At 64.9% G+C, this 21,191-nt stretch carries 20 protein-coding genes and 1 riboswitch; of the genes, 19 read left to right on the top strand and 1 reads right to left on the bottom strand.

All coding sequences use genetic code 11. The annotated features are described in order from the left end of the window. Positions 1–11: 11 nt before the first annotated feature. Genes ribH through KF759_RS07585 form a run of 4 tightly spaced genes read left to right on the top strand, consistent with a single transcriptional unit; the run spans position 12 to position 2,404 of the window. Positions 12–470 carry a 6,7-dimethyl-8-ribityllumazine synthase gene (gene ribH / locus KF759_RS07600; protein ID WP_291224177.1) on the top strand — a complete coding sequence of 153 codons (459 nt, stop codon included), beginning with the start codon at positions 12–14 and terminating at the stop codon, positions 468–470. Next, complete coding sequence (gene nusB / locus KF759_RS07595) at positions 467–925, top strand: transcription antitermination factor NusB (RefSeq protein ID WP_291224175.1); 459 nt, start codon at positions 467–469, stop codon at positions 923–925. Before ribH ends, nusB begins: the two co-directional genes overlap by 4 nt. A gap of 7 nt (positions 926–932) precedes the next feature. Next, on the top strand, positions 933–1,904 hold the full coding sequence (gene thiL / locus KF759_RS07590; RefSeq protein ID WP_291224173.1) for a thiamine-phosphate kinase: 972 nt from the start codon (positions 933–935) through the stop codon (positions 1,902–1,904). Then, the gene (locus KF759_RS07585; RefSeq protein ID WP_291224171.1) at positions 1,901–2,404 is read left to right on the top strand and encodes a phosphatidylglycerophosphatase A; all 504 of its coding nucleotides are present in this window, start codon (positions 1,901–1,903) and stop codon (positions 2,402–2,404) included. The genes thiL and KF759_RS07585 overlap by 4 nt, the downstream gene beginning before the upstream one ends. A 24-nt stretch (positions 2,405–2,428) precedes the next feature. Here the strand turns inward: KF759_RS07585 and KF759_RS07580 are convergent, their stop codons facing one another. Further along, positions 2,429–2,833, bottom strand: a complete 405-nt coding sequence (locus KF759_RS07580) for a ribonucleotide reductase subunit alpha (RefSeq protein ID WP_291224170.1) — start codon at positions 2,831–2,833, stop codon at positions 2,429–2,431. Positions 2,834–2,977: 144 nt separating this feature from the next. Further along, a riboswitch (molybdenum cofactor riboswitch) is annotated at positions 2,978–3,112 on the top strand. Here KF759_RS07580 and moaA point away from each other — a divergent pair. The 15 genes from moaA to KF759_RS07505 all read left to right on the top strand — a co-directional run bounded on the left by moaA (position 3,101) and on the right by KF759_RS07505 (position 20,893). Continuing rightward, positions 3,101–4,081: a GTP 3',8-cyclase MoaA gene (gene moaA, locus KF759_RS07575; RefSeq protein WP_291224168.1), complete on the top strand. Its 981-nt coding sequence runs from the start codon at positions 3,101–3,103 to the stop codon at positions 4,079–4,081. Its footprint overlaps the riboswitch before it by 12 nt. Before the next feature lie 2 nt (positions 4,082–4,083). Beyond that, complete coding sequence (gene moaCB / locus KF759_RS07570; protein WP_291224166.1) at positions 4,084–5,085, top strand: bifunctional molybdenum cofactor biosynthesis protein MoaC/MoaB; 1,002 nt, start codon at positions 4,084–4,086, stop codon at positions 5,083–5,085. Next, entirely contained in the window at positions 5,082–6,338 is a 1,257-nt protein-coding gene (gene glp / locus KF759_RS07565) for a gephyrin-like molybdotransferase Glp (RefSeq protein ID WP_291224164.1), read from the top strand. Before moaCB ends, glp begins: the two co-directional genes overlap by 4 nt. After that, a complete protein-coding gene (locus tag KF759_RS07560) occupies positions 6,338–6,595 on the top strand; it encodes a MoaD/ThiS family protein (protein WP_291224162.1) in 258 nt (85 codons plus the stop codon). The genes glp and KF759_RS07560 overlap by 1 nt, the downstream gene beginning before the upstream one ends. 2 nt (positions 6,596–6,597) lie before the next feature. Next, the gene (locus KF759_RS07555) at positions 6,598–7,095 is read left to right on the top strand and encodes a molybdenum cofactor biosynthesis protein MoaE (protein WP_291224160.1); all 498 of its coding nucleotides are present in this window, start codon (positions 6,598–6,600) and stop codon (positions 7,093–7,095) included. Next, positions 7,058–7,636 carry a molybdenum cofactor guanylyltransferase gene (locus KF759_RS07550; RefSeq protein WP_291224158.1) on the top strand — a complete coding sequence of 193 codons (579 nt, stop codon included), beginning with the start codon at positions 7,058–7,060 and terminating at the stop codon, positions 7,634–7,636. The genes KF759_RS07555 and KF759_RS07550 overlap by 38 nt, the downstream gene beginning before the upstream one ends. Next, entirely contained in the window at positions 7,633–8,007 is a 375-nt protein-coding gene (locus tag KF759_RS07545; RefSeq protein WP_291224156.1) for a hypothetical protein, read from the top strand. The genes KF759_RS07550 and KF759_RS07545 overlap by 4 nt, the downstream gene beginning before the upstream one ends. A 285-nt stretch (positions 8,008–8,292) precedes the next feature. Beyond that, a complete protein-coding gene (locus KF759_RS07540) occupies positions 8,293–12,036 on the top strand; it encodes a nitrate reductase subunit alpha (protein WP_291224154.1) in 3,744 nt (1,247 codons plus the stop codon). Next, positions 12,036–13,580, top strand: coding sequence for a nitrate reductase subunit beta (gene narH, locus KF759_RS07535; protein WP_291224152.1), 1,545 nt, complete (start codon positions 12,036–12,038; stop codon positions 13,578–13,580). The genes KF759_RS07540 and narH overlap by 1 nt, the downstream gene beginning before the upstream one ends. Further along, a complete protein-coding gene (narJ, locus tag KF759_RS07530; protein ID WP_291224150.1) occupies positions 13,577–14,263 on the top strand; it encodes a nitrate reductase molybdenum cofactor assembly chaperone in 687 nt (228 codons plus the stop codon). The genes narH and narJ overlap by 4 nt, the downstream gene beginning before the upstream one ends. After that, entirely contained in the window at positions 14,260–14,967 is a 708-nt protein-coding gene (gene narI, locus KF759_RS07525; protein ID WP_291224148.1) for a respiratory nitrate reductase subunit gamma, read from the top strand. The genes narJ and narI overlap by 4 nt, the downstream gene beginning before the upstream one ends. After that, the gene (locus KF759_RS07520; protein WP_291224147.1) at positions 14,964–15,869 is read left to right on the top strand and encodes a peptidylprolyl isomerase; all 906 of its coding nucleotides are present in this window, start codon (positions 14,964–14,966) and stop codon (positions 15,867–15,869) included. Before narI ends, KF759_RS07520 begins: the two co-directional genes overlap by 4 nt. Positions 15,870–15,928: 59 nt before the next feature. Then, positions 15,929–18,685: an MFS transporter gene (locus KF759_RS07515; RefSeq protein ID WP_291224146.1), complete on the top strand. Its 2,757-nt coding sequence runs from the start codon at positions 15,929–15,931 to the stop codon at positions 18,683–18,685. Positions 18,686–18,808: 123 nt separating this feature from the next. Then, positions 18,809–19,768 carry a hemerythrin domain-containing protein gene (locus KF759_RS07510; RefSeq protein ID WP_291224143.1) on the top strand — a complete coding sequence of 320 codons (960 nt, stop codon included), beginning with the start codon at positions 18,809–18,811 and terminating at the stop codon, positions 19,766–19,768. A 54-nt stretch (positions 19,769–19,822) separates the two neighbouring features. Further along, the gene (locus KF759_RS07505) at positions 19,823–20,893 is read left to right on the top strand and encodes a hypothetical protein (protein ID WP_291224142.1); all 1,071 of its coding nucleotides are present in this window, start codon (positions 19,823–19,825) and stop codon (positions 20,891–20,893) included. Positions 20,894–21,191: the final 298 nt, after the last annotated feature.

Raw genomic sequence — 21,191 nt, 5'->3', positions numbered from 1 at the left:
AACCCTGATCGATGCCGACCTACCACGGCGAGGTGCGCGCAAATGCTGACGCGCGCATTGCCATCATCGCCAGTCGCTGGAACCCGAGCATCGTCGACGCCTTGATCGAGGGTGCGCTGCGCTGCCTGCGCGAGCATGGCGTGGCCGATGCCGACATCGATCTCATCCGTGTGCCCGGCGCCTGGGAGATCGCATCGACCGCCGACCGCATGGCCGGGCGCGTCGCCGCGGTGATTGCGCTTGGCTGCGTGGTGCGCGGTGACACGCGCCACTACGAGCACGTTGCCGACAACTGTGCGCAGGCGCTGATGCGCGTGGCCCTGGATCGGCGCATCATCGTGCTCAATGGCGTGCTCGCGGTCGAGCGCCATGCCGACGCGCAGGCGCGCGCCGGTGGCGAGCATGGCAACAAGGGCGAAGATGTGGCGCTGGCAGCGCTGGAAATGATCGATCTGTGGAGGAAGCTGTGAGCCATCCATCGCATGCATCAGGCATCGATCCGGCTGCGCGCTCGCGCGCGAGGCGGCGCGCATTGCAGGCGGTCTACGCCTGGCAGATGTCGGGCAATCGCATCGAAAGCATCATCGAGCAGTTCCGCCACGAGCAGGACATGCAGATCGCCGACCTGCCGTATTTCGAGGAACTGGTGCGCGGCGTGGCGCGGCTGCATGGCGAGTTCGATGCGGCATTGGCGCCGCTGCTCGACCGCGAAGTCGAGCGCGTCGATCCGATCGAACGCGCGGCGCTGCGCATTGCCGCGTTCGAATTGCGCGAACGCATCGACGTACCCTATCGCGTGGTGATCAACGAGGCGGTCGAGGCGACCAAGCGCTTCGGTGCCGAACACGGCCACACCTACGTCAACGGCGTGCTCGACAAACTCGCCGCGCAGTGGCGTTCGGCCGAGTACGCGGCTCGCGGTTGATGCGCTGATGGAATTCGAGCTGATCGAACGGATCCGCGCGCACTGCTCACTCGGCCGTGCCGACGTCTTGCTCGGTATTGGCGATGACGCCGCACTGCTGGCGCCACCGGCCGGGCACGAGCTGGCGGCAAGCACCGACACCCTGGTCGATGGCGTGCATTTTCCGCAGGGTGCTGCGCCACGCGACATCGGCTGGAAATCGCTGGCGGTGAATCTGTCCGACCTCGCGGCGATGGGTGCGAGGCCTGCCTGGGCCTTGCTCAACCTGACCTTGCCGCAGGCCGATGCGGACTTCGTCGATCAATTCGCGGCCGGATTCGCCGAGCTCGCGGGCCAGCATCATCTGGCGCTCGTCGGTGGCGACACCACCAGTGGTCCGCTCGCGGTCGGCGTGACCGTGCTCGGTTTCGTGCCAGCGGGTCGCGCCCTGCGCCGGAATGGCGCGCGCGTAGGCGATGGCGTGTTCGTCACCGGCACGCTCGGTGATGCAGTGGCCGGGCTGTATTGCACGCAGGCGCGCGGCGGCGCATGGGCGCAGCTGGGTGATTCCCAGCGATTGGCCCTGCTCGAACGCATGCGTCGGCCGACGCCGCGCGTGGCCGCCGGCATCGCGCTGCGTGACCAGGCCAGCGCCTGCATCGACGTCTCCGACGGCTTGCTTGCCGATCTGGGCCACATCGCGCGATGCAGCGGCGTTGGCATCGAGATTGATGCGCCCTTGCTGCCGGCCTCGCCAGCACTGCTCGACGCTTGTGACGAAGCCACACGCATTGCCTTGCAGGCCAGTGGCGGTGATGACTACGAACTGGCGTTTTGCGCTTCACCCGCACACGAGGCGACGATCCTGCGCGATCTGGCCCGCAGCGGCTGCGGCGCGACGCGCATCGGTCGCGTGACCGCGGGCGAGGGCGTGCGCCTGCTCGATGCGCAGCGCGGCGAGATCGTGCTGGCGCGCACGGGCTGGGAGCATTTCGCGTGAGTCTGGACGCAGCGCAGCGGCGTGCCTTGCTCGGCCATCCGGCTGGCTGGATCGCCTGTGGTTTCGGTTCGGGGCTCAGTCCCGTTGCGCCGGGCACCGCAGGTTCAGCCGCAGCCTTGCTGCCGTGGCTGATCTTGCGTGAATTGCCGTGGCCCCTCGTGCTCGGCGTGATCGCGCTGGTATTCGCGCTCGGCGTGTGGGCATCGAAGGTGGCGATTGCGCGGCTGCGCATAAGCGATCCCGGCGCGGTCGTGATCGACGAATTCGTCGGTCAGTGGATCGCTCTGCTGCCGCTCTTGTTTCTTGCGCATGGCTGGGTGTGGCTGTTCGCCGGTTTCGTGCTGTTTCGCGTGTTCGATGTGACCAAGCCGTGGCCGGTGTCGTGGGCCGACCGCAAGCTCAAGGGCGGTTTGGGCGTGATGCTCGACGACGTGCTCGCGGGCGCCTATGCCGCGCTGGTGCTGTGGTTTGCCTTGCTGATGAGCGCGACCGCGGCCTGAGCCCTGGACAGCGCATGGAGACGCTCATCCGAACTGCACCACGTCGCCGTTGCGGTCGAAGGTGGCGAAGTCGGCGACACGACCGTTGTTGATCGCATTGACCATGAAGCGCAGCGGCTGCACCGCCTCGTCGCTGTTGGGCGCAATGCCGCCGCGGCCGCTGAGGCTGCTGACGAAAACCAGATCCCAGTCCTGGCCGGTGTGTTCGGATTCGGCGGCCAGCGCGGCGAAACTCTCCACTTGTTCGGGCGCCTTGTCCACGCACAGCGCCAGCGTCAACGTGCCGCCTTCGCGGCGTTCGAAGCGCTCGCGCTGGTCGGGCGTCGCCGCCGCGGGCAGCTCGACACGCGCAAACACGAACAGCAGGCGCTGCGGCTCGGCTTGCTGGTGCGCGGCGCGCAGGAGTTCATCGAAGCTGGAAATCTGCATGGAAGCGGGAATGCGGCCGGAAAGAGTCGGGGATTTTCGCATGCCGGCCACGTGCGGCGGAATGCTCGGGCAAGGGTCGTGGCGTTGACCCGGATCAACCCGGCCGCCGCGGTTTGCCACTAAACTGCGCGGCAAGCAGGTCAATCCCTGCGAAACCTCCAAGCGTTCTGGCCTGGGTTCTGCGGAATATGGCTGGCACGCCGTGGCTGTTGCCACCGGGTCGATGTGGAAACGCGTCGGCCTCCCGTGATTGGAATGGAGTGGTACATGACGATCCTCACCGATCGCTTCGGGCGCTCCTTTCCGTATCTGCGCCTGTCGCTGACGCAAGCCTGCAATTTCCGTTGCAGCTATTGCCTGCCGGATGGTTATCAGGCCGATGGCAAGTCGCGATTTCTCGATCGCGACGAAGTGCTGCGGCTGGTGCGCGCATTCGCCGCGCTGGGCATGCGCAAGATCCGTCTCACCGGCGGCGAGCCGAGCCTGCGCAAGGATCTGCCGCAGATCATCGAGGCGATCGCCGCCGTGCCGGGCATCACGCGCATCGCGTTGACCACCAATGGCACGCTGCTGCCGCGGCATGTCGGCGTGTGGCGAGCGGCGGGCCTCACCGCGCTCAACGTCAGTCTCGACAGCCTCGATGCGCAGCGCTTTCACGCAATCACCGGGCACGATCGCCATGCCGAAATCAGCGAAGGCGTGGAGATGGCGCTGGGACTGGGTTTCGACTCCGTCAAGCTCAATGCGGTCCTGCTGCGTGGCGTCAATGATGATGAGTTGCCGAACTGGCTGGAATTCCTGCGCGAGCGCGATCTGGCCGTGCGCTTCATCGAACTCATGCGCACCGGTGACAACGCCGACTATTTCGCGCGCCACCATCTGCGTGCGCAATTCGTCGAGGAACAACTCGTCGCTGCCGGCTGGACGCTGCGCCAGCGCGCGAGCGATGCCGGCCCGGCGCGCGAATTCCAGCATCCCGACTATCGCGGCCGCATCGGCATCATTGCGCCCTATGCCAAGGATTTCTGTGCCGGCTGCAATCGTCTGCGCGTGACTGCACGTGGCGATCTGCGCCTGTGCCTGTTCGGCAATTTCGGCATTCCGCTGCGGCCCTTGCTGCAGTCCGACGCCGACCACGAGACGCTGGTCGCACGCATTGCCACCCAGCTTCATCTCAAGTCGGCGGGGCATGGCTTGCACGAAGGCAACACCGGCATCACGCCACACCTCGCGTCGATCGGCGGCTGAGCATGGACAAGAGCAACAGCAACGCCGCCTTCCACATGGCCGATATTCGCGACAAGCGCATCACGCGCCGCCGCGCGGTTGCAGTGGGCGAATTCCTGCCCGGTGCGCAGGCGTTTGCCGCCGTGGTCGAGCGTCGCCTGCCCAAGGGCGATGCCTTGGTGATGGCCGAAATCGCGGGACTCCAGGGCGCCAAGATGGCCTCGGCCTTGATGCCGCTGTGTCATCCGCTCGCGCTCGAATTGGTGCGCGTGCGCTGCGTGCCGGTCCCCGCGCGCCATGCGATCCGCGTCTACTGCGAATGCGCGACGCAGGCGCGCACCGGCGTCGAGATGGAAGCGCTCGCCGGCGTCAACGCCGCGCTGCTCACGCTCTATGACCTGACCAAACCGGTCGAGCCGGCCCTGGCGCTCGGCGGCATCCGCCTGCTGTTCAAGGAGGGCGGCAAGAAGGGCCTGTGGATTCATCCCGATGGCCTCGACGATGAAGAACGCGCGCACTATCGTCCGCGCGATCTCGCGCGCCTGGATGGCGTGCCTTGCGCGGTGCTCACGCTCAGCGATCGCGCCAGCCGTGGTGATTACGTCGATGAATCCGGCCCGGTGTTGGGCGAGGGCCTGCGGAAACTGGGTGGCGAGCTGCGCGTCGAACGCGTGCTCGCCGACGGCATCGAGCCCTTGGCGACGCAGTTGCGTGAACTGGCCGCGAGTGGGGTCCGCCTGTGCCTGTGCACCGGCGGCACGGGTCTGGGCGCGCGCGATCTCACGCCCGAGGCCCTGCGCAGCGTCGCCGATCGGCGCGTCGAGGGTTTGGCCGAAATGATCCGCAGCGAAAGCGCGCAGCACACGCCGCTGGGCTGGCTCAGTCGCGCCGAGGTGGTGCAGGTGGGTGCGATGCTGGTATTCGCCCTGCCGGGCAGCCCGCGCGCAGCGCGTCAGACGATGGCGATCCTCGCGCCACTGCTCGCACATGCCCTGGCGATGATCGACGGCAGGCCGCACGCATGATCGGCTATGACGAAGCGCTCGCGCTGCTCCGCGCGCAGTGCGCGCGCCTGCCGTGCGAGCGCATCAGCGCGGCGCAGGCGCTGGGGCGCGTGCTGGCGAGTGCGATCGACAGCGGCGAAGACCTGCCGCCCTTCGCCAATTCGGCGATGGATGGTTTTGCGCTGCATGCCGGAACCGCGCCACTGGCGGTCGGCACGCAATGGGATGTGCTCGGTGCGAGCGCGGCGGGCGATGCGCAAGCGGCGGCCCGCGATGGCGCCTGGGAAATCATGACCGGTGCCTGCCTGCCCGAAGGCATGGACAGCGTGATTCCGGTGGAGCAGGTCGAAGTACTCGCGCGCGACGCCGAAGATCGCCCACGACGGATAGCGCTGCGCGCGGACGTGACGCCGGGCCAACACGTGCGAGCGCGCGGCGAGGATGTCGCGCGCGGCGCGCGCGTGATCGATGCGGGCACCTGTCTCGCCGCCGAGCACCTGGCCGTGCTTGCTGCGCTGGGCGTGGCCGAGGTCGACGTCGTGCGCCGCCCGCGTGTGGCCCTGCTCAACACCGGGCGCGAACTCGTCGATGATCCGCGCCAGCCCCTGGCACCGGGCCAGATCCGCAACAGCAATGGGCCGCTGCTGGGTGCGCGCCTGCGCGCAGCCGGCGCGGAGCTCGTCGCGCAGCAGGTGGTCGGTGACGATGCGCAAGCATTCGTGACAGCGCTGGATGAGGTGCTCGCAAGCCGCGCCGATCTCGTGCTGAGCACGGGCGCAGTATCGATGGGACGCTACGATTTCATTCCCGACGTGCTGCGCGCGCAGGGTGCGCGGATCCTGTTCCACAAGGTGCGCATCCGCCCGGGCAAGCCGATCCTGCTTGCGCGGCTCGCGGGCGGCGCGCTGTTTTTCGGCCTGCCCGGCAACCCGGTGTCGAGCGTGGTGGGCTTGCGCTTCTTCGTCGAGCCGGCACTGCGCGCGCTGCTGGGCATGGTGCACGAGCGGGCGCTGCGCGTGCGGCTCGCGAACTCGGCAGGCAAGCCGGTCGCTCTGCGGCGCCATCTCAAGGCGCGCCTGCACGCCGATGCGCAGGGACAACTCGCGGTGCAGGTTCTGGGCGGGCAGGAGTCGTTCAAGCTCGCGCCGCTGCTGCAGGCCAATGCCTGGGTGGTGATCGACGAAGACGCCGGCGAAGTCGCGCCGGGAACCCTGGTGGCGGTGTACGGATTGGGCCATCTGCAACCGGCCGCGCTGGAAGGAGCTTTGCGATGATGATCGAGATCAGCCTGTTCGGTGCCTTGCGCGAATGCGAGCCCGGTGCGCGCCTGCAGCTGGATCTGCCGGGCGATGCCGGCGTGACGGAGTTGCGGGCGGCGCTGCTGGCGCATGCGCAGTCGCATTGGCCGGCGCCACGTGCGAGCCTGCTCGGCAAGTGTGCATTGGCTGACGAGCGCAGCATCCTGCGCGATGGCGATGCGCTGCCGGGCGGCGGACGCGTGGCGGTGTTGCCGCCGGTGAGTGGAGGTTGAGCATGAATCCCCATCATCTTTTGGTGGTCGACGCGGCGCAGGACAGGCTCGACCCGGCAGCGGCGATCGAATTCGTCTCCGATCCCGCCTTCGGTGGCATCGACGTGTTCATCGGTCGCGTGCGCGACCTCAACCACGGCCGCGAGGTCATCGGCATCAGCTACGACCTGTTCGATGCGCTTGCGCTCAATGGCTTCGCGCAGATCGCCGCGCGCGCGCAGGCGCAGTTCGGCCCGCACCTCAAGCTCTACATCGCCCATGCCAAGGGTCGCCTCGCGGTCGGCGATCTGGCGGTGGTGATCGCGGCCGGCACGCCGCATCGCGACGAGGCGTTTCGCGCCTGCCGCATGGTGATCGAGGCGGTCAAGCATGAAAGCCCGATCTGGAAGCAGGAGCATTACGTCGACGGCGACAGCGTCTGGAGCGAGGGTTGCTCGCTGTGTGGCGAGGTTGCCGATCACGATGACCAGCCGCAAGCGCATGACGGACACACGCACTGAGTCGCCCTGGAACGGCGTTGTGCTCGCCGGCGGGCGTTCCACGCGCATGGGCCGCGACAAGGCCCTGCTCGACTGGCAGGGCCGGCCGATGGTCGAACACATGGGCGGCGTATTGCGCGAGGCGGGTGCGCAAGGTGTCGTGGTCAGTGGTGATTACCCCGCTTTCGATGGCATCGCCGATGAGAAAGGCGGACTTGGTCCGCTGGGTGGACTCGGCAGCGTTGCCGCACACCTCGCCGATGGTGTGCTGGTCCTGGTGCCGGTGGACATGCCCTTGCTGGATGTCGCCTTGCTGCGCAGTCTGGCGCAGACCGACGCGGACTGCGTCTGTTTCGTCGACCACGTGCTGCCGTTGCGTTTGCGCTTGCACGATCGCAGCCGCGCGTGGCTGCGGCAGGCCCTGGAGTTGCCGCCGGCGCAGCGTTCGCTGCGCGCGCTGCATGCTGCACTCGGAGGCATGCAGTTGCCGCTGGCCGATGCGCAGCGTGCGCGCTTGATCAATTGCAATACGCCGGAGCAATGGCAGGAGCATGGGCGATGAAGATCCAGATGCAGGGCCAGGCGCTGCGCTTGCGCATCGATGAGGCCGAACTTGCGACTCTCTTCGATCAAGGCTGGATCGAGAACCTCACCTGGTTGAGCCACGAAGCCGCCTGCTGTCAACGGATCGAAATCGCCGACGCCGAGCTTGCGCTGCAGGGCGATGCGACGGCGTGGTGCCTGCGGATTCCACGCCAGCAACTTGCGGACTACGTCGCGCGCCTGCCGTGCCGGGACGGGCTCGAATGGAACTTGCCAATCGGATCACGGCGCAGCGTGCAGGTGAGTTTCGAGGTCGATGTGCGCGACAGCGTACGCAAGCGTGGAGCGTCGCGCCGCACTCAGCCCACAACGGGGGAAAACAGGGGCTGATCCAAATCAAGCGCGAGTCCGGAGCCGCGGCGTATACTGCCAGCGAGCAACGCCGTGAGCGGACGTCTTCCATCGACGTCGCAAGGACTGACACGACAGCACACAGCCGTTCGGCGTTCGCGCCGAGCGGTTTTTTTTTGAATCAGTACCGAACATGTACACATTTGAGTGCGGAAATCCGGCCTGGTGGCGACGCCCTTGCACAGACCGCAGGCGGCCGGCCAGCCCGTTCGCCGGTCTGATTGCGCCATTGGCTTCAATCTTGGTATGCCAGGAGACGTTTGGATGAGTTACTTCCTCGACCGCTTGCAATTCTTCAAGCGCAATCCGCAGCCTTTCGCCGATGGTCATGGCTTCACCAAGACCGAAAGCCGTGAATGGGAAAACGCCTATCGTGCGCGCTGGCAGTACGACAAGATCGTGCGCTCCACCCACGGCGTGAACTGCACCGGCTCGTGCAGCTGGAAGATCTACGTCAAGAATGGCCTGGTGACCTGGGAAACCCAGCAGACCGACTATCCGCGCACGCGCCCGGACCTGCCCAACCACGAGCCACGTGGCTGCCCGCGTGGCGCCAGCTATTCCTGGTACCTGTACAGCGCCAACCGCGTGAAATACCCGTTGGTGCGCGGCGCCTTGCTCAAGCTGTGGCGCGAGGCGCGCAAGAGCAAGTCACCGGTGGACGCCTGGGCGAGCATCGTCGAGGACACCGACAAGGCGAAAAGCTACAAGACCAAGCGCGGCATGGGCGGTTTCGCCCGCGTGCGCTGGGACGAGGCCAACGAGATCATCGCCGCCTCCAACCTCTACACGGTCAAGAAGTACGGTCCGGATCGCGTGATTGGCTTCTCGCCGATTCCGGCGATGTCGATGATTTCCTATGCTTCGGGCGCGCGCTACCTGTCGCTGCTCGGCGGTGCCTGTCTGTCCTTCTACGACTGGTATTGCGATCTGCCGCCGTCTTCGCCGCAGGTGTGGGGCGAGCAGACCGACGTGCCCGAATCGGCCGACTGGTACAACAGCCGCTACCTCATCGCCTGGGGCAGCAACGTGCCGCAGACGCGCACGCCCGATGCGCACTTCTTCACCGAGGCGCGTTACAACGGCACCAAGACCGTTGCGATCACGCCGGACTATTCCGAAGTCGCCAAGCTCTGCGATCACTGGATGCATCCCAAGCAGGGTACCGATGCCGCGCTCGCGTTCGCGATGGGACACGTGATCCTCAAGGAATTCCATGTCGACAAGCCGGCGCCGTATTTCGTCGACTACTGCCGTCAGTACACCGACATGCCGATGCTGGTTCGCTTGGAAAAACGCAGCGACGGACGTCTCGTGCCCGAGCGCTTCCTGCGCGCTTCCGATCTGGGTGGTCTGGGCGAGAGCAACAATCCCGAGTGGAAAACCCTCGGCTATGACGAGGGCAGCGGCCAGATCTGCGTGCCCAACGGCTCGGTCGGTTTCCGATGGGGCGAGAAGGGCAAGTGGAACATCGAGGAAAAGGACGCCCGGGGACGCGCCACGCGCCTGCGCCTGAGCCTGAAAGACGGCAACGACGGCGTCGAGGCGGTGAGCTTCCCGTACTTCGGCGGCATCGAGCATGACAGCTTCACCGCGTCGAAATTCGACGACGTGCTCGCACGCAACGTGCCGGTGCGGCGCCTGAAACTTGCCGATGGCAAGGAGTGGGCGGTGGCCACGGTGTATGACCTCATGCTGGCCCAGTACGGCATCGATCGCGGTTTCGGCGGCGACAATGTCGCCCGCAGCTTCGACGACAACCTGCCGGGCACGCCGGCATGGCAGGAGAAGATCACCGGCGTGCCGCGTGCCGACGTGATCGAGATCGCGCGCGAATTCGCCAACACGGCGGCCAAGACCCGTGGTCGCAGCATGATCATCGTCGGCGCGGCGATGAATCACTGGTACCACAACGACATGAACTACCGCGGCCTCATCAACATGCTGATGATGTGCGGTTGCATCGGCCAGACCGGTGGTGGCTGGGCGCATTACGTTGGTCAGGAAAAGCTGCGTCCGCAGACCGGCTGGCTGCCGGTGGCCTTTGGCCTGGACTGGAGCAAGCCGCCGCGGCACATGAATGGCACTTCGTTCTTCTATTTCATGTCCGACCAGTGGCGCTACGAGAAGATCGAGGTCAATGAATTGCTGTCGCCCTTGGCCGATGCGGCCAAGTATTCGGGCAGCCACGCTGACTTCAACCTGCGCGCGATCCGCATGGGCTGGTTGCCGAGCGCGCCGCAGCTCGATCGCAATCCGCTCGAGATCGCCAAGGCCGCCGATGCCGCGGGCATCAAACCCGCCGAGTACGTGGTGCGCGAGCTCAAGGCCGGTACGCTCGATTTCGCCTACGCCGATCCGGATGCACCGAAGAACTTCCCGCGCAACCTGTTCATCTGGCGCTCGAACCTGCTCGGTTCCTCGGGCAAGGGGCACGAGTACATGCTGCGTCACCTGCTCGGTACGCGCCACGGTGTGCAGGGCAAGGACCTGGGCGAGCGTGGCGCGATCAAACCCGAGGAAATCAAGTGGCACGATCAGGCGCCCGAGGGCAAGCTCGACCTGCTCGTCACGCTCGATTTCCGCATGTGCACGACCGCGCTGTATTCGGACATCGTGCTGCCGACCGCAACCTGGTACGAGAAGAACGATCTCAACACCTCGGACATGCATCCCTTCATCCATCCCTTGTCCAAGGCGGTGGATCCGGCATGGGAAGCACGCAGCGACTGGGACATCTTCAAGGGCATCGCCAGGACGGTGAGCGCGCTGGCGCCGGGCGTGCTCGGTGTCGAGAAGGATGTGGTGCTGGTGCCGACCCTGCACGACACCCCGGGCGAACTGGCGATGCCGCTGGGCGTGACCGACTGGAAGAAGGGACAGTGCGAGCCGATTCCGGGACGCACGATGCCGAGCGTTGCGGTGGTCGAGCGCGACTACCCGAACCTGTACAAGAAGTTCACCTCACTCGGGCCGTTGCTCGATGCACAGGGTAATGGCGGCAAGGGCATCAACTGGGATACCAAGGACGAGGTCAAGTTCCTCGGCGACCTCAACCACCGCGTGCGCGACGAAGGCGTCAGTCAGGGACGTCCCAACATCATCACCGCGATCGACGCCGCCGAATGCGTGCTGCATCTGGCGCCCGAAACCAACGGTCACGTCGCGGTCAAGGCCTGGGAAGCGCTCGGTGAGTTCACTGGCCGCGACCACACCCATCTGGCGGTTGGCAAGGAGCACGAGGCGATCCGCTTCCGCGACATCCAGGCGCAGCCGCGCAAGATCATCTCCAGCCCGACCTGGTCGGGTCTGGAAGACGAGCATGTCAGCTACAACGCCGGCTACACCAATGTCCACGAGCTGATTCCGTGGCGCACCGTCACCGGCCGCCAGCAGTTCTACATGGATCACGAATGGATGGTCGCCTTCGGTGAAGGCTTCATGCAGTACCGGCCACCGGTGAGCACCAAGACCATCGAGCCGCTGCACAACAAGCGTGGCAACGGCAACAAGGAGATCGTGCTCAACTGGATCACGCCGCACCAGAAGTGGGGCATCCACAGCACCTATTCCGACAACCTCATCATGCAGACGCTCTCGCGCGGCGGCCCGATCGTGTGGATCAGCGAGATCGATGCGCGCGAGGCCGGAATCGAGGACAACGACTGGATCGAGTTGTTCAACGTCAACGGCGCGATCGCCGCGCGCGCGGTGGTCAGCCAGCGCGTGATGGCCGGCATGGCGATGATGTATCACGCCCAGGAACGCATCATCAACGTGCCCGGATCGGAAATTACCGGCACCCGCGGCGGCATCCACAATTCGGTGACCCGCGTCGTGCTCAAACCCACCCACATGATCGGCGGCTATGCCCAGTTTGCCTATGGCTTCAACTACTACGGCACCGTCGGCAGCAACCGGGACGAGTTCGTGATCGTGCGCAAGATGAAGAAGATCGATTGGCTGGATGGCGAGCCGGTACCGGCCAATGCCCAGGAGGTGGTGTGATGAAGGTTCGTGCGCAAATCGCGATGGTGCTCAACCTCGACAAGTGCATCGGCTGCCACACCTGTTCGATCACCTGCAAGAACGTGTGGACTTCGCGCGAAGGCGTCGAATACGCATGGTTCAACAACGTCGAGACCAAACCCGGCGTCGGTTATCCCAAGGAATGGGAAAACCAGGAAAAGTGGAACGGTGGCTGGGTGCGCACGCGCGGCGGCAAGTTGCTGCCCAAGGCCGGCGGCCGCTGGCGCATGCTCTCCAAGATCTTCGCCAATCCCGACCTCCCGCAAATCGACGACTACTACGAGCCCTTCGATTTCGACTACCAGAACCTGCACGAGGCGCCTGAAGGCAAGCACCAGCCGACCGCGCGGCCGCGCTCGCTGATTTCCGGCGAGCGCATGCAGAAGATCCATTGGGGTCCGAACTGGGAGGAAATCCTCGGCACCGAGTTCAAGAAGCGCGCCAAGGACAAGAATTTCGACGGCGTGCAGAAGGAAATCTACGGCGCCTTCGAAAAGACCTTCATGATGTACTTGCCGCGGCTGTGCGAGCACTGTCTCAATCCCGCGTGCGTTTCGGCGTGCCCGTCGGGCGCGATCTACAAGCGCGAGGAAGACGGCATCGTCCTCATCGACCAGGACAAATGCCGCGGCTGGCGCATGTGCGTGTCGGCCTGCCCGTACAAGAAGATCTACTACAACTGGAAGTCGGGCAAATCCGAGAAGTGCATCTTCTGCTACCCGCGCATCGAGATGGGCGAGCCGACCGTGTGCTCGGAAACCTGCGTCGGTCGCATCCGCTATCTCGGTGTGCTGCTGTATGACGCCGATCGCATCCAGGAAGCCGCCTCGGTGCCGTCCGAAAAGGATCTCTACCAGGCCCACCTCGACATCTTCCTCGATCCCTTCGATCCGGCCGTGATCGAGGCGGCGCGCAAGGAAGGCATTCCTGACAACTGGCTCGAGGCGGCGAAGAATTCGCCGACCTACAAGCTCGCGATCGACTGGAAACTCGCGCTGCCGCTGCATCCGGAATACCGCACCCTGCCGATGGTGTGGTACGTGCCGCCACTGTCGCCGATCCAGTCGGCGGCCGAGCGTGGCCGCGTGGGCATGAACGGCGAACTGCCGGATGTGGCGTCCTTGCGCATCCCGGTGCGCTATCTCGCCAACCTGCTCACGGCGGGTGACGAGGCGCCGGTGGTGCGCGCGCTCGAACGCATGATGGCGATGCGCGCCTGGCGCCGCGCGATGAACGTCGATGGCGTCGAAGATACCAAGGTGCTCGAGCAGGCCGGCCTCACCGTCGCGCAGGCGCAGGACATGTACCGTTATCTGGCGATCGCCAACTACGAGGATCGCTTCGTGATCCCGACCGCGCATCGCGAGTACGCCAACGATGCCTTCGGCGAGCGCGGCGGCTGCGGCTTCTCGTGGGGCAACGGCTGCAGCGGTGACAGCCCGTCGGATCTGTTCACCCAGCGCAAGACCACGCGCTATTCGGTGCATCCGAACCGGCAGGAGAAGTTCGAGGTGGCCGAATGAGCATGCTCAAGCTGCTCGGCGTGCTGATCGACTATCCACAGGACGAACTGTGGCAGCATGGCACCGAGTTGCTCGCGGCCTGCGATGACGAGGCCTTGCCGAAGGCGCGACGCGGCGCGCTCGGCGAGTTCGTGCAGGCCTTGCTTGCCACCGATCCGTTGGATGCGCAGGATCGCTGGCTGCAGACCTTTGACCGCGGCCGTGCGATGAGTCTGCTCCTGTTCGAGCACATCCACGGCGAATCGCGCGATCGTGGCCAGGCGATGGTCGATCTGATCGATGCCTATCGCAAGAACGGCTTCGAGCTCGACGCCAAGGAGCTGCCCGACTACCTGCCGCTGCTGCTCGAATATCTCGATCAGCGGCCGCAGGCAGAGGCGCGCGACTGGCTGCACCACGTCAGCCATATCGTCAGCCTGCTTGCCGCGCGCGCAGCCGAGCGTGAAAGTCCCTACGCGCTGTTGTTCGAACTGCTCGTCGAGTATGGCGAAGGCAAGTTCGACCTCGCCCTGCTGCGTCGGCGCGTGCGCGAAGAACCGCGCGACGACACCATCGAGGCGATCGATCGCACGTGGGAAGAAGAAGCCGTGCGCTTCGGACCCGAGGCGCCTGCCGACGGATGTACGCCTTCCACCACAGCCAGGCCTGGCCACCTCGCCTCTCATTCACAGGTGCAATCATGAGTTACTTCGATCTGCTCGCGTTCCAGGTCTACCCGTACATCGCGCTGGCGGTGTTCTTCTTCGGCAGCTGGGTGCGTTTCGACCACTCGATGTACACCTGGCGAAGTGGTTCGAGTCAGATGCTCTCGGGCAAATGGATGCGCGTGGGCAGCAACATGTTCCACGTCGGCGTGCTGGTGGTGCTCGGTGGCCATCTGGTCGGCCTGCTCACGCCGCACGCGGTCTACTCGGTGTTCATCACCACCGCGCAGAAGCAGCTGCTGGCGATGGTGGTCGGCGGCATCTTCGGCGTGATCTGCCTGATCGGCCTGTTGATCCTGCTGGTGCGTCACATCGTCAACGCGCGCATCCGCGCCACCGACAATTGGCGCAACGTGTTGATTCTCGTGCTGCTGCTGGCCCAGTTGCTGTTGGGCCTCTACACGATCTTCATCTCCACGCATCACATGGACGGCAGCGTGATGGTCGTGCTCGCCGAGTGGGCGCAGCACATCGTCACCCTGCGCGGCGGTGCGGGTGAACTGCTGGCTGACGTGCACTGGGTTTACAAGGCGCACATCTTCCTCGGCATGACGCTGTTCCTGCTCACGCCGTTCACGCGTCTGGTGCACATCTGGAGCATCCCGATCAGCTATCTGTGGCGGCCTTACCAGGTCGTGCGTCGCCGCCAGCCCACCCTCAATTACGGACCGCGGCAGTCGTGAGCACCGGCAAGCTTCGCAAGATCCCGCTGACGATCATCGACTCGCGCGAGTCGGTGGCCAAGGACGCTCATGCCGAGCATCACGAGCATGATGCCGACGAGGGCCCGCGCAGCATCGGCCGGCCGCCGCCGTGCTTCGTCCATGTCGGCGAAACCGGCATCGACGAAGGTCAGATCGCGCAGGAAATGCAGCACCATCGCGATGCCGATCCGCAGCGTTCGCGCGATGCGGCCGCGCGCGCGCTGGTGGTGCGTGAACTCTTGCGCTTGGAAGTCCTGCGCATCGGCCTGGACGCCGCGGCTGACGCGGTGGATGGCGAAACCGAGGAGGAAGCAGCGATCCGCCTGCTGATCGAACGCGAGATGCCGGTGCCGGCACCCAGCCGCGAAGCCTGCGAGCGCTATTTCGAAGCCAATGTCGAACGCCTGCATCAGCCCGATCGCCTGCGTGTGCGTCACATCCTGCTCGCTGCCGCGCCCGAAGACATCGAGGCACGACTGGCCGCGCGCACCCAGGGTGAGGCGCTGATCCGCGAGCTGCGCGAGCATCCCGAACGCTTCACCGAGTTCGCGCAGCGGCACTCGATGTGCCCATCGAAGGATGAAGGCGGCGAATTGGGCTGGATCGAACGCGGTGACACCGTGCCCGAATTCGAGCGCCAACTGTTCATGCTGTCGCCCGGCCTCGGCAAGCTCACGCTCGAGACGCGCTACGGTCATCACGTGGTGTTGATCGACGAGGTCGCACGCGGCGCCGCGCTGTCGTTCGATGAAGCCGAACCCAAGATTGCGGCGTATCTGGAAACCCAGGCACGGCAGAACGCCATCCACCAATACCTGAGCCTGCTCGCCGACCGTTATGGCGTGCGCGGGCTCGATCCCGGCGAGGCGCGCGCGACCTGATCCGGAATCAGCGCTGCGCGATCGCTGTACCGCTTTTCAATCACGCACGAAGGCACTCCATGCAGGACTTCAATCCATTGGACAGCGGTCGTCAGCGGCGGGCGTTGTGGATGTCCACGGCCTCGTTCACCGTGTGCTTCGCGGTCTGGACGATCTTTTCGATCATCGGCGTACAGGTCAAGCAGGACCTGAATCTCTCCGAGACCCAGTTCGGCCTGCTCATCGGCATGCCGATCCTCACCGGCAGCCTGATCCGGCTCATGCTCGGCATCTGGGCCGATCAGTATGGCGGCCGACGCGTACAGGTCATCGTGATGCTCACGGCAGCGATCGCGACCTGGCTGCTCACGTTTGCCGATTCCTATCCGACTTTCCTGCTTGCCGCGGTCGGCGTGGGTATTGCCGGCGGCGCCTTTTCCTCGGGTATTTCCTACGTTTCGCGCTGGTTCCCGGCGGGTCGGCAAGGGCTGGCACTGGGCATCTACGGCGCGGGCAACGTCGGCGCCGCAGTGACCAAGTTGCTGGCTCCGATGGTGATGGTGGCCTGGGGCTGGAAAATGGTGGCCGAACTGTGGGCCGCCGGTCTGGTGGCGATGGCGCTGATCTTCTGGTTCAGCACCACGGATGATCCGGAACACGAAAAGCGCCGCCGCGAGGGCGTCAAGCCGCAGTCGCTGTCGAGCATGCTCGAACCGCTCAAGAACGTGCAGGTTTGGCGCTTCGCGCTCTACTACTTCTTCGTGTTCGGCGGTTTCGTTGCGCTGTCGCTGTGGTTGCCGCGCTACCTGATCGGCGTCTACGGTCTGGACATCGGCGTCGCCGGCATGCTCGCCGCTGCATACTCGATTCCGGGCAGCCTGTTCCGCATCTATGGCGGCGTGCTCTCGGACAAGTACGGCGCGCGGCGCGTGATGTACTGGACCTTCGGCGTCTCGGTGGCCTGTTGCTTCCTGTTGTCGTATCCGCCGACCGAATATCTCGTGCACGGCATCCACGGGCCGATCAAGTTCCATATCCAGACCGGGGTCGCGGGCTTCGTGGTGCTGGTCTTCATCCTCGGCTTCTTCATGAGTCTGGGCAAGGCTGCGGTCTACAAGCACATACCGGTGTACTACCCCGGCCATGTCGGCGCGGTCGGCGGCATCGTCGGACTGGTCGGCGGCCTCGGTGGCTTCCTGCTGCCGATCGCGTTCGGCGCCTTGAACGATCTCGTCGGCATCTGGCAAAGCTGTTTTGCGCTGTTGTTCGTGGTGGTGCTGGTGTCGCTGCTGTGGATGCACTTCTCGATCCGCGCGATGGAGCGTGGTGTGGCCGAGAAGGAGCTGCGCAAGCTGCCGGAATTGCCGGAAATGCAGCCCATCCACAAGCCCGAACACGAGGGCGTGCTCGGCAGTCACCTGCTCGAAGACTGGCGGCCCGAGGATCGTGGTTTCTGGGAAAGCCAGGGCAAACGGATCGCAAGGCGCAATCTGTGGTTGTCGATTCCATCGCTGTTGCTGTCGTTTGCCGTGTGGATGGTGTGGTCGGTGGTGGTGGCCAAGTTGCCCGCGGTCGGATTCCAGCTTTCGACCGATCAGCTGTTCTGGTTGGCCGCCTTGCCCGCGCTCTCGGGCGCGACGCTGCGAATCTTCTATTCCTTCGTGGTGCCGATCTTCGGTGGCCGCTTGTGGACTACGGTGTCGACCTGGTCGCTGATGATCCCGGCGCTGGGCATCGGTTTCGCGGTGCAGGATCCGCAGACGCCGTACTGGCTGTTGTTGATGCTTGCGCTGCTGTGTGGTTTCGGCGGCGGCAACTTCGCTTCATCGATGTCCAACATTTCGTTTTTCTTTCCCAAGGCGGAGAAGGGCCACGCGCTTGCGCTCAACGCAGGCCTGGGCAATCTCGGCGTGAGCGCGGTGCAGTTCGTCGTGCCGCTGGTGATTACCTTCGGCGTGTTCGGTGCCTTCGGCGGCGATCCGCATGTCGGCACCGATGGCGTTGCAGCCAACCAGCCATTGTGGCTGCAGAACGCAGGCTTCATCTGGGTGCCCTTCATTGCGGCCTCGGCAATTGCCGCGTGGTTCGGCATGAATGACCTGGCCTCGGCCAAGGCCTCGTTTGCCGAGCAGGCGGTGATTTTCCGTCGCAGCCAGAACTGGATCATGTGCTGGCTGTATCTGGGCACCTTCGGTTCGTTCATCGGTTACTCGGCAGCGTTCCCGTTGCTGGCCAAGATCGAGTTTCCGCATGTGCCCGTGCTCAAGCTCGCGTTTCTCGGGCCGTTGGTGGGCGCGCTCGCGCGCTCGTTCACGGGTTGGGTCTCCGATCGTTGGGGTGGCGGCCGCGTGACTTTCTGGGTGTTCATCGGCATGGCCATTGGCGTGCTGGGCGTCATGCACTTCACGCACACCAAGAGCTTCCCCGGCTTCTTTGCCTCGTTCCTGTTCCTGTTCTTCGTCAGTGGCGTGGGCAATGCCTCCACCTTCCAGATGATCCCGGCAATCATGCGCAAGGAAATCGGCAGGCTGATGCCATCGCTCTCACGCGAGGACAGCACGCGCCAGGCCGAGAAGGAGAGCGCGGCGATCATCGGCTTCAGTTCGGCGATCGCGGCCTACGGTGGCTTCTTCATTCCCAAGAGCTACGGCAGTTCGATTGCGCTCACCGGCAGCGCCGATGCGGCCCTGTGGGCATTCCTTGTCTTCTACATCAGCTGCATCGTGATCACCTGGGCGGTGTACACCCGGCGCGGAGGCTTGCTGCATGACATCGAGCGGCGGCCGCCGGCTGCGCCGCCCTCGTCACCGGCCGCGCCAGCTCCCGCAACAGGCTGACCACGATCCACGCAAGGGCAGCCCAGGCGGCACCTGATCGATTCGGTATCGACAGGTGCCGCAGGCCGCATCGCCGCGTGTCAGGAATCGTGCGACAGTGGTTGACCACTTGATGGCATCGTCATGAATCCCGTACTCGAACCTTCACCGCAGCGACGCCAGCTCGGCCGCTCACGCAGTTACACCTGCGACGACGTGCCACCACGCTTGTTGAACTGGCATGCGCCGCGTGCGAACCGCTGGGAACGATTGTGCGTGGAATCAGGCGAGCTCGCGGTGGAATGGCTCGATGCGGATGGCGTGCGCACGGAAGTCCTCGCCAACGGCATGACGCGCTGGGTCGCGCCGGGCACGCGCTGGCGCATCGACCGTATCGAGGCCCACGCGCGTTTCGCGCTGGAAGTCCATGCCGATGACGCCACTGCCGCCGCCGCGCCCTTGCCGCTGCGTGCCGCGCTGCTCGATGAGGCGCATTGCGTGACGATTGACACTGCTGCGGAACTCGCGCAGCTGCTCGATGAGCTGTCTGCGGGGGCACGCGCCCTCGTGCGTGCATCGTTCGACTTCAGTGCAGCGATGCGCGAAGCGATCGCACGCAGCACAGGCCGGCTGTGCTGGCATCCGCTCGCCGCTGATGGTGGCGGGCTCACCGCGCTTGTCGCGCGGGCAGGGCAGCCGATCGACCTGCTCGAATATCTCGGCCGCGATCATGCGGTGATCGAGTCTGCGCTCGCCGGCGCGCTGCGCGGGGATGCCGAGCGCATGCAATGGCTGCGCAACAGTCTCGCACGGCATCTGGTGATCGAAGAGGAGATGTTGTTTCCGGCCTATCTGGCCGCCGCTGGCAATCCCGGTTGGGTGCGCGGGTTGTGCAACGAGCACCAGCATCTCAAGCGGCACCTCGATCACCTGGATGATCCCGCTTCGCAGCGCCGTTTCCTGCTCCTGCTCGATGGCCACGACGAGAAGGAAGAACAGATCGTCTATCCGGACATCGTCCTGCGTCTGGGCAACGGATTGGTCGGTTTGTATCGGCAAGTCATGGACTTGGGTGTGGGCGAGGTTGTTGCGAAGACCGCATGAGGGTTTTCGTCGCGAAACCGCGTTCCAGACAGCAAGCCAACCACGGAATCCGCCATGCAACGCCTTGCCCGCACGCTCCTTCCCTTGCTCCTCGCCGTCCTGCCATTCGCGCAGGCGCGTGCCGACATCCTGATCGGCAGCTACAGCGGCGATGTCAATGAGCGCCGTCCGGTCCTGAGTTTTTCCGACGACGCCAATGGCGCCAGCGCGATACCGTTGCGCGTCATGGGCGGCCCGAACAGTGGCCTGATCGAACCGGTGTCGGGTGTATTCGAGCCTGGAGAAAACGTGCTCTATGTGGGCGACTTTCGCGGCCAGTCGGTCCGCGTGTTTTCAACCTCCATCACCAATGGTGATCCCGCGCCGCTGCGCGCGATCGGTCCGAGTTACGCGAATCAGGTTCACGGCCTGGCCGTGGACGCAGCACACGACGAATTGTTCATCGTCAGCAGTTGCTGCTTCAAGACATTCGATCGCAATGCCAACGGTGACGTCTTCTACAAGCGCTCCGTGCAATGGGGTGGCTTGTCCGGCAGCGTGACGCAGCAGAATTATCCGTCGAGCATCGTCTACATGCCGGCCACCGACGAAATCGCGGAAGCCGATACCGACAGCGCGTCGCCCTACACGCCCAAGGTTCTGGTGTTCAATCGCACCGACAGCGGCAACGTGGCACCCAAGCGCATCATCAAGGGTGCGAACACGGGTCTTGGTACCTATGCCGGTGCGCTCGCCTACGACCCGTCATCGCGCAAGCTGTTCGTAGGTGCTTTCACCACCAATCCCGACAACAGCCGCTCTGCGCGCATCGTGGTGTTCGACGACCTGGCCAATGGCGACGTGGTGCCGCTGCGCACCATTTACGGTTCCATTGCCGGCCTGGAATTGCCCGCCTCCAGTTCGATCGGTGGCCTCGCCATCGACCCCGAGCGGCAGCGCCTGATCGTTTCGATTTCCGATTTCGCGACAGCGGCCAACAACAAGATCCTCGTCTTTGCGCTTGCTGCAAATGGTTATGCGGCGCCATTGCAAACGATCGCCGGCCCGCAGTCGAGCCTTCCGACCAACCTGGGCGCGCCGATCTGGATGCCTGGCGATCGCATCTACCGCAACGGCTTCGAATAAGCGCCGGAATCGGGATGATCCGATCGTAGCCAAGGACTGCGTACCGGCCATGATGCGCGCGCCGTGGATGGCACGTGCACGCGCGGGATTGTTCGGGTTCCAGTCCGACGATGGCGTTTCCCGTTTCGATGCTTTCGGCACGAAGGCCGTCCCGCCAAGCGTAGAGCGGAGCTTGCTCCGCTGCTTTGGTGCTGTTGCGCATCGAAGCCGAGCACGCTTGGCGCTACAAGATCCGCCGCAAGGAAAGGGCAAGTGAACCTGCCCCGGCAACTTGACGCGCCTCGCCGCAACATGCGCG

The organism is Dokdonella sp., assembly GCF_019634815.1.
In the GTDB taxonomy this organism is placed as follows: Bacteria; Pseudomonadota; Gammaproteobacteria; order Xanthomonadales; family Rhodanobacteraceae; genus Dokdonella_A.
Note: the sequence above shows the minus strand (reverse complement) of the source record. Positions and strands in the feature narration are given on the sequence as shown.

What these genes read in the sequence shown, in the direction of transcription:
- ribH (WP_291224177.1), top strand. Translation starts at nt 12, where the DNA reads ATGCCGACCTACCACGGCGAGGTGCGCGCAAATGCTGACGCGCGCATT.
- thiL (WP_291224173.1), top strand. Translation starts at nt 933, where the DNA reads ATGGAATTCGAGCTGATCGAACGGATCCGCGCGCACTGCTCACTCGGC.
- KF759_RS07580 (WP_291224170.1), bottom strand. Translation starts at nt 2,833, where the DNA reads ATGCAGATTTCCAGCTTCGATGAACTCCTGCGCGCCGCGCACCAGCAA.
- moaA (WP_291224168.1), top strand. Translation starts at nt 3,101, where the DNA reads ATGACGATCCTCACCGATCGCTTCGGGCGCTCCTTTCCGTATCTGCGC.
- moaCB (WP_291224166.1), top strand. Translation starts at nt 4,084, where the DNA reads ATGGACAAGAGCAACAGCAACGCCGCCTTCCACATGGCCGATATTCGC.
- glp (WP_291224164.1), top strand. Translation starts at nt 5,082, where the DNA reads ATGATCGGCTATGACGAAGCGCTCGCGCTGCTCCGCGCGCAGTGCGCG.
- KF759_RS07560 (WP_291224162.1), top strand. Translation starts at nt 6,338, where the DNA reads ATGATCGAGATCAGCCTGTTCGGTGCCTTGCGCGAATGCGAGCCCGGT.
- KF759_RS07555 (WP_291224160.1), top strand. Translation starts at nt 6,598, where the DNA reads ATGAATCCCCATCATCTTTTGGTGGTCGACGCGGCGCAGGACAGGCTC.
- KF759_RS07550 (WP_291224158.1), top strand. Translation starts at nt 7,058, where the DNA reads ATGACCAGCCGCAAGCGCATGACGGACACACGCACTGAGTCGCCCTGG.
- KF759_RS07545 (WP_291224156.1), top strand. Translation starts at nt 7,633, where the DNA reads ATGAAGATCCAGATGCAGGGCCAGGCGCTGCGCTTGCGCATCGATGAG.
- KF759_RS07540 (WP_291224154.1), top strand. Translation starts at nt 8,293, where the DNA reads ATGAGTTACTTCCTCGACCGCTTGCAATTCTTCAAGCGCAATCCGCAG.
- narH (WP_291224152.1), top strand. Translation starts at nt 12,036, where the DNA reads ATGAAGGTTCGTGCGCAAATCGCGATGGTGCTCAACCTCGACAAGTGC.
- narJ (WP_291224150.1), top strand. Translation starts at nt 13,577, where the DNA reads ATGAGCATGCTCAAGCTGCTCGGCGTGCTGATCGACTATCCACAGGAC.
- narI (WP_291224148.1), top strand. Translation starts at nt 14,260, where the DNA reads ATGAGTTACTTCGATCTGCTCGCGTTCCAGGTCTACCCGTACATCGCG.
- KF759_RS07515 (WP_291224146.1), top strand. Translation starts at nt 15,929, where the DNA reads ATGCAGGACTTCAATCCATTGGACAGCGGTCGTCAGCGGCGGGCGTTG.
- KF759_RS07510 (WP_291224143.1), top strand. Translation starts at nt 18,809, where the DNA reads ATGAATCCCGTACTCGAACCTTCACCGCAGCGACGCCAGCTCGGCCGC.
- KF759_RS07505 (WP_291224142.1), top strand. Translation starts at nt 19,823, where the DNA reads ATGCAACGCCTTGCCCGCACGCTCCTTCCCTTGCTCCTCGCCGTCCTG.